The following is a 6,090-nucleotide window of genomic DNA, read 5'->3' as shown; positions in this document are numbered from 1 at the left end:
GATCATACAGCTCAGCTAAGGTAAGGCTAATACAGATAAGGACTCCACTGAACCCCACCGATTAAATCGCACCTTCCGTAGTAAATCAAGATGATTTGCGTGGTGATTTTAAGTACGGAATGTTTTTGAAGCTAGATCTAAATAAATCCGATGATGAAATAATAAAAGATTTGAGCCTTTTGCTACCTATGTGGCGTAGGGAATTAGAATTGGATATTCCTGAGAAAAAAAGAGAATGGGGTTATATTAGGAGAAGAATTATAGATTATAGGATTATTCCATTACTTGACATTATGGCTCTTGCTAAGATTTTTACATTTGTTACAGGACGTAGAGTACCCAAAAAAATACTTGCATTATTAGTTTATCCTGATGGCGAGCGTGATGGTTTCGGTTTGGCCCAAGTGGTACTCCCTTTTTTAGAAAAAGTTGCTGGAAGTTCTTCTAAACTAATCTTTGACTATAAAATAACTAAATAGATTTTTGTACATGAGATTGATTAACAATTTGTTTTTTTTGTTTTAACTGATGCCGCTACATTTACATCCCGCAGACAATGCCCTCGAACAGCAATGAACGAGGGCATTTTTACATGAACCAAAATAACCAAATTACCGAGCGAGTTATACGTGAGGCTGAGTGTCGCCAGTTGACAGGAATTTGCCGCACAACCCGCTACATGATGGAAAAGGAGGGACAATTTCCCGCTCGCCGCAAATTGGGTGGACGCGCTGTTGGCTGGCTTCTTTCTGAGGTTTCTGCTTGGCAGCAGAGTCGAGAAGCGGCTTAAGGGGCTGGGTATGGCTGATAAAACAAAGGCGGCCCTGCATGGCCGCCAGTGCTGTACAACGAAACATAGCCAGCTTATATGGTGCTTTGCTGGTGGTCAATTGACTGAAGGGGATTTGCATCACTTACGCTGGTGGCGTTGGATCTCATCCTGGGCGAGCCTGACAATGACCCGGAGGCTGGATTGTGCTTGCTCTCCCAGGCTCTCAATAGTTGCCATGGCTTCGAGTGCTTTATTCAGCTCGAGCTGCACATTCTCGGGGCCGGTTGTGGCAGCTTTCCTCCGGGCTATTTCTCCGCGTACTGCCGTGATAATAAACTGTGCTTTTGATTCATCTTTGCTAAGCAAAGAATCCATCTCGCTTACCACATCATGTGGAAAGCGTGCATTTATCTGCTGTGATTTGTTGTTTGTGGCGCTGGTCATTGGTATTCACTCTCTCATCATTTGTGAGATTCACCATAACACGAATGTGAATACCAAAAAAGGCTTGCAATGGGATTCAGTATTGAATAGTGTGAATCCCATAATTGCTGAGAGTTGCGATTCAGTAATTGAAAGGACGAAGCCCGGAAGTGTTAGAGCACTAACCGGGCCTCTGACCACAATGTTATCGGAGGTAACGATCATGGCTGAATTACAGTCTACCCAAACTCACCCTAAATTTACATGGTTGTTCCTGGCTACGCCTAAACACCATCCCGGTTGCCCGCCGGTCATCGTACGTTTCAATGCTGACACTGAGGACGCAGCACGTCAGGCATTCCCCGGCTGGAGCCTGACCTTTGCTGCAAAGATTCGCACTGAATCACCTTGTCGTTTTGCATTCCATGATTATGCCTCTGGTATGACGCTGGCTTTTGATAACGGGGAGGTTCGTCATGCATAACGACGATCGCAAATACCTCTTTGTTTTCGCCGTAGGGGACAGGAGTGAATCAATGCAATCCCGCACTGTTGAAGTCATAACAGCGGATACCAAGCGTTGCGCATGGCGCGACATAGCCAGAAAAACCGCAAAGGGAAAGAGCATTCTCCTTATCGCCCGCACTGCAGTTCTCCGAAGACCTGAAAGCCCTGGGCGACATTTCCCATATCACGCTGAACATCCATTCACCCGGCGGTGATGTGTTTGACGGCATTGCTATTTACAACCTCCTGAACAAACACCCGGCAAAAATCACGGTGCATATCGATGGCCTGGCCGCCTCTATGGCGTCAGTCATTGCAATGGCCGGTGATCGCATCGTCATGCCTGAGAACGCGCTCATGATGATCCACAAGCCATGGGGCATTTCCGGGGGAAACGCCAACGATATGCGCGGTTACGCTGAGCTACTGGATAAGGTGGAAAACGTCCTGATCCCAGCTTATGCGCGCAAAACGGGTAAATCACCCGAAGCGCTGGCGGCAATGCTGGAGGAGGAAACCTGGATGGACGGGCGCGAATGTGTGGCGCAGAGATTTGCAGACGAACTACTGCCGGCTGTCAGCGCGATGGCCTGTATTGAATCAAAACGAATTGAGGAATTTGAACATATGCCCGACAACGTAAAAGGGATGATCACCTCCCCCAAAGGCTCCACCACTTCCGCAGTACCGGAACAAAACCGAATCAACGGCATTAAAGATTTGTTTGCTATGTTCGGTGGCAAACATGACTCTCTGAAAATGCAGTGCCTGGAAGATGCGGAATGCACACCAGAGAAAGCGAAAGACATGCTTTTAGCTGAAATGGGCCGTGGTGCCACGCCAAGCAATAAAAATAGCTATACCCATATTCACGCCGGAAACGGCAACATTATTGGTGACAGTATTCGCCAGGGGCTAAATTCCCGCCTGGGACATGAACGCGCAGAACGTGGCAATCCTTATGCCATGATGAGCCTCTTTGAAATGGCTCAGGCCTCGCTGGTGGATCGCGGTATCAGCGTCAGTAGCTTCGGTAACCGTGCTCAGATTGTGAATCTGGCTATTACTCATAGCAGCAGTGATTTTTCCCATATCCTCGCTGGTGGTGCTGAAAAATCGGTTTTAACTGGTTGGCAGAACAGTGGGGAAACATTCCAGCAATGGACAAAAAAAGGCTCCTTATCAAATTTCCACGAAGCCAAGCGTGTCGGGATGAATGAATTCTCTGAACTCTCTGAAGTACGCGAAGGGGCTGAATATAAATACATCTATAGCTCAGATAATGGTGTACCGATTGCGCTGGCTACCTATGGCAACATCTTCTCAATCACCCGTCAGGCAATCATCAATGATGACCTTGAACAGCTTTCGACTATTCCCCAGGCAATGGGGCGCGCAGCCGCCAGAACGGTCGGGAACCTCGTGTATATGCAACTGACAGCTAATGCCAGCTTCACTGATGGCAAAGCACTGTTCCATGCAGACCACCGGAACCTTATCACCAAAGGTATGGATACCGATGGGCTGAATGAGGCCCGCAAAGCGATGCGGTTGCAGGAGGATGCGAACGGTGACCCTATCAACGTTATCCCGGCTTACATCCTCGTTCCAGCTGCGCTGGAAGGATTCGCAAATCGCGCGGTACTTTCCTCCTCCTCTTTATTCCCGGTGGATCAGAACGGAACGTTGAACCAGAACCCCGGCATTATCAACGTGGTCAAGGATATGGCTCAGGTCATCGTTGAACCGCGTCTGGATAAGGCCAACAACAAGCAATGGTATGTCGCAGCCGCTCAGGGCATGGACACCATTGAGGTGGCGTATCTGGATGGAATGGACGTGCCCTATCTGGAGCAGCAGGAGGGCTTCACCGTTGATGGTATCGCCTGGAAGGTGCGCATTGATGCAGGCGTGGCCGCGCTGGACTATCGCGGTCTGGTCAAATCGAATGGCGCGGCGTGATGTGAAAACGGGCGGCTCAGGTCGCCCTTTATCATTTGAGAATGGCTCTCATTTGAAAAAGGTACTCCTGGAATGCAGCCTGCCACGGGGCGGCGGACTCGCGGGAAACGGCTGGTTTTCTGTATTTTATCCGTGCAGCAGCACTGGTTTAACTTACTGATAATAAATGATTCAGGTTGCGTTTGCTGAAAAAGTGTGCGTGCAGTGAGGTGTGATTTAATGCTGAGTAGAACCCTGGTTAATGTTACCCAACTGGCCGAACTGGTGGGGATAAACCGGAACATGGTGGCGCGGCGTTTGCGTGAAACTGAAATGGACGGTGGTAACGGCGAAAACCTGAAACAGTACGAACTGGGTAAAGCTCTGCGCGTACTCATCCTGCCATCAGTGCAGGAAAACGGCGAAATGTCGCCGCAGGACAGAAAGGCCTGGTATCAGTCGGAAAATGAAAGGCTGAAGTTCGAAAAAGAAGAGCGGGAGCTTATTCCTACTGATGAAGTTGCGCGTGAATATTCCGCACTGGCTAAGGCGGTTGTTCAGGTGCTGGAAACACTACCGGATATTCTTGAGCGCGATTGCGCGTTAACCCCGGCTGCGGTGTCACGTGTGCAGGACGTTATTGATGACTTACGCGATGAGATGGCCCGTAAGGTTGCTGATTCAGATAGTGATGACAACTGGCCAGCAGTCCCGGCAGAGAGGTAATTCGTGGTTAATCTGGAATCAGTATTGATTGAAATGGCCCGTCAGCAGGGCCATGAACTCAACGGTCAGGAGCGGCTAATTATCCGTACCCGGCTTTCAACGGCGCTGTCTGCTAAAGAACGGCACCGCCAGCGTATGGAGGCTCCATCCTATCAGTGGGTAAAGCCAAACAACCCTCGCCGACAGTAGTTGTCTTCTACTGTCAAAGTTTTCCATATATTTTTGCTGCAAAATCATGTGCTGTCTGATGAATATTTGCTGGAGTACCAAGCATCGCAGGCGCATCTTCTGCGTAGAAGAGAATAGCGTCTTTGATTTCTTCAAAAGATGGAGCAGGAGAGATTTTTTTAAGGTTAGATACAGCGCGGCGAAACTCTTGAGCATCTGACGGGTGAGAGCTAAACCAGGTAGGGCGATTAGCCCAACATTCAATTGCGGTTCTAACATCATTGTTCATAGCGTCATTTCCCAGTGGGTGTTTGATTTTTATACTCGCTTAAATATGTAATCTGCTGCGTAATCACAAGCATCATATACAAGATTGAAGGTAAAAATATGGTAAATAGCATCACCGATGATCGTATGCACCCTAATCATTGGTTCAACAGGGCATCAGACTTACGGGCTTCGGCCCATGTACTTTGGCTGACAATGGAATCAAAGGACATACAAAAAGCAATGGGGTATGGGGGAGGTTTCTCTTTGGGAGTCGCTTGTTATCCCGTCTATCACATGCTTTGCGGGCTTTCGCTGGAACTCATTTTAAAAGCAGTCATAGTGCAAAAAGGGCTAACGTCTCCTAATACTCATAATTTGAACCAATTAGCTAGCGAGGCTGGTGCTAAAGCAGAAGGGGGTAGAAAAGAGTTATTGAAGTTTTACACATCTGCGATTTTATGGACTGGGCGATATCCAGTGCCGGTGAATTGCGATGACAAAAAGCTTTTAGATTATTGGGAGTTGGTGAAAAACGTGCTCAGTGATCCAGTAGAAAGCACTGGTATCTTGGATATGCGTAGGAACAACGATGCAGATAGTTGGGTGAATTTCAATGCAATGTTCAAGGAGTACATGGAACTCTTTGAATTTGTTAGATGACCAGTAGTTACTTGCTAATACTTTCCGATGGTATCCTACAAAACAGAAGGACTCACGATTTTAACGTAAGTCCTTGAATTTTTGTGGCCTCTGCTGGACTTGAACCAGCAACCAAGCGATTATGAGGGATTATTTAATCTGATTACAGCTTGAAGAATCGAAGCGTCTTCTGGCTTCATAACCCCATATTTTTTTCAAGTCAGCATTGGGTTCAATTTGCCTTCCCCCAAAATTTTCCTTAACAGAGTTAGTCACCTCTTCTCTGGAGGCCGCCAAGATTGAGCCTGCATAAAATTCATCACTAAATTTAACGCCAGATTTCGCAAAAATACCTTTTGCGAGACCCTCCCTCATCTTGGGATTTTGCAAGACACCTTTCGACGAGTCTTTGAATACGGTCGCTAATTGCCTGACTTTTTCTGTTGAAGCGGTTTGATCATCATCGTTGAATAGTGTCATGTAACCAAGGCATTCAGCTGAGCTGATCATCCGACTTAGTTGCTGTTCATCAGGTGACTTTGAATAAGAAGTGAACGATAAAAATAAAAACAAGTAGAAGGCATTACTCTTCATATAAGCCCTTTTGATTTAAATTTTCACTATTACTTAGAAGGAGTTAGAAA

9 protein-coding genes and 1 pseudogene are annotated in these 6,090 nt (G+C 47.2%); 7 read left to right on the top strand and 3 right to left on the bottom strand.

Features of this window, described 5'->3' with window-relative positions; all coding sequences use genetic code 11:
• The first annotated feature begins 125 nt into the window (after window positions 1–125).
• Both ACSZO4_RS14735 and ACSZO4_RS14730 read left to right on the top strand, forming a co-directional pair.
• Window positions 126–479 (top strand): DUF6387 family protein, encoded by a 354-nt coding sequence (locus tag ACSZO4_RS14735; protein WP_437889801.1) that lies wholly within the window; start codon window positions 126–128, stop codon window positions 477–479.
• Between the two features lie 113 nt (window positions 480–592).
• Window positions 593–790, top strand: a complete 198-nt coding sequence (locus tag ACSZO4_RS14730; protein WP_437889800.1) for a helix-turn-helix transcriptional regulator — start codon at window positions 593–595, stop codon at window positions 788–790.
• A 120-nt stretch (window positions 791–910) separates the two neighbouring features.
• On the opposite strand, the gene ACSZO4_RS14725 is transcribed toward ACSZO4_RS14730, so the two are convergent.
• The gene (locus tag ACSZO4_RS14725; protein WP_437889799.1) at window positions 911–1,216 is read right to left on the bottom strand and encodes a YlcI/YnfO family protein; all 306 of its coding nucleotides are present in this window, start codon (window positions 1,214–1,216) and stop codon (window positions 911–913) included.
• A 202-nt stretch (window positions 1,217–1,418) separates the two neighbouring features.
• Between ACSZO4_RS14725 and ACSZO4_RS14720 the strand changes: the two genes are divergently transcribed.
• The 4 genes and pseudogenes from ACSZO4_RS14720 to ACSZO4_RS14705 all read left to right on the top strand — a co-directional run bounded on the left by ACSZO4_RS14720 (window position 1,419) and on the right by ACSZO4_RS14705 (window position 4,558).
• Window positions 1,419–1,679 (top strand): host cell division inhibitor Icd-like protein, encoded by a 261-nt coding sequence (locus ACSZO4_RS14720; protein WP_437889798.1) that lies wholly within the window; start codon window positions 1,419–1,421, stop codon window positions 1,677–1,679.
• Between the two features lie 158 nt (window positions 1,680–1,837).
• A pseudogene (locus tag ACSZO4_RS14715) lies at window positions 1,838–3,664 on the top strand (ClpP-like prohead protease/major capsid protein fusion protein); the annotation flags it as partial.
• A 219-nt stretch (window positions 3,665–3,883) separates the two neighbouring features.
• Window positions 3,884–4,369 (top strand): DUF1441 family protein, encoded by a 486-nt coding sequence (locus ACSZO4_RS14710; protein ID WP_437889797.1) that lies wholly within the window; start codon window positions 3,884–3,886, stop codon window positions 4,367–4,369.
• Window positions 4,370–4,402: 33 nt separating this feature from the next.
• Window positions 4,403–4,558 carry a hypothetical protein gene (locus ACSZO4_RS14705; RefSeq protein WP_437889802.1) on the top strand — a complete coding sequence of 52 codons (156 nt, stop codon included), beginning with the start codon at window positions 4,403–4,405 and terminating at the stop codon, window positions 4,556–4,558.
• 13 nt (window positions 4,559–4,571) lie between these two features.
• On the opposite strand, the gene ACSZO4_RS14700 is transcribed toward ACSZO4_RS14705, so the two are convergent.
• Window positions 4,572–4,826: a hypothetical protein gene (locus ACSZO4_RS14700; RefSeq protein ID WP_437889796.1), complete on the bottom strand. Its 255-nt coding sequence runs from the start codon at window positions 4,824–4,826 to the stop codon at window positions 4,572–4,574.
• Between the two features lie 98 nt (window positions 4,827–4,924).
• Between ACSZO4_RS14700 and ACSZO4_RS14695 the strand changes: the two genes are divergently transcribed.
• Complete coding sequence (locus tag ACSZO4_RS14695) at window positions 4,925–5,467, top strand: HEPN domain-containing protein (RefSeq protein WP_437889795.1); 543 nt, start codon at window positions 4,925–4,927, stop codon at window positions 5,465–5,467.
• Window positions 5,468–5,596: 129 nt separating this feature from the next.
• On the opposite strand, the gene ACSZO4_RS14690 is transcribed toward ACSZO4_RS14695, so the two are convergent.
• Window positions 5,597–6,040, bottom strand: a complete 444-nt coding sequence (locus ACSZO4_RS14690; RefSeq protein ID WP_437889794.1) for a hypothetical protein — start codon at window positions 6,038–6,040, stop codon at window positions 5,597–5,599.
• Window positions 6,041–6,090: the final 50 nt, after the last annotated feature.

Origin of the sequence: Phytobacter sp. V91 (genome assembly GCF_965644225.1) — a bacterium.
GTDB lineage: Bacteria > Pseudomonadota > Gammaproteobacteria > Enterobacterales > Enterobacteriaceae > CBFFRJ01.
The sequence above is the reverse complement of the archived record's forward strand: the minus strand, read 5'-3'. Positions and strand labels throughout refer to the sequence as shown.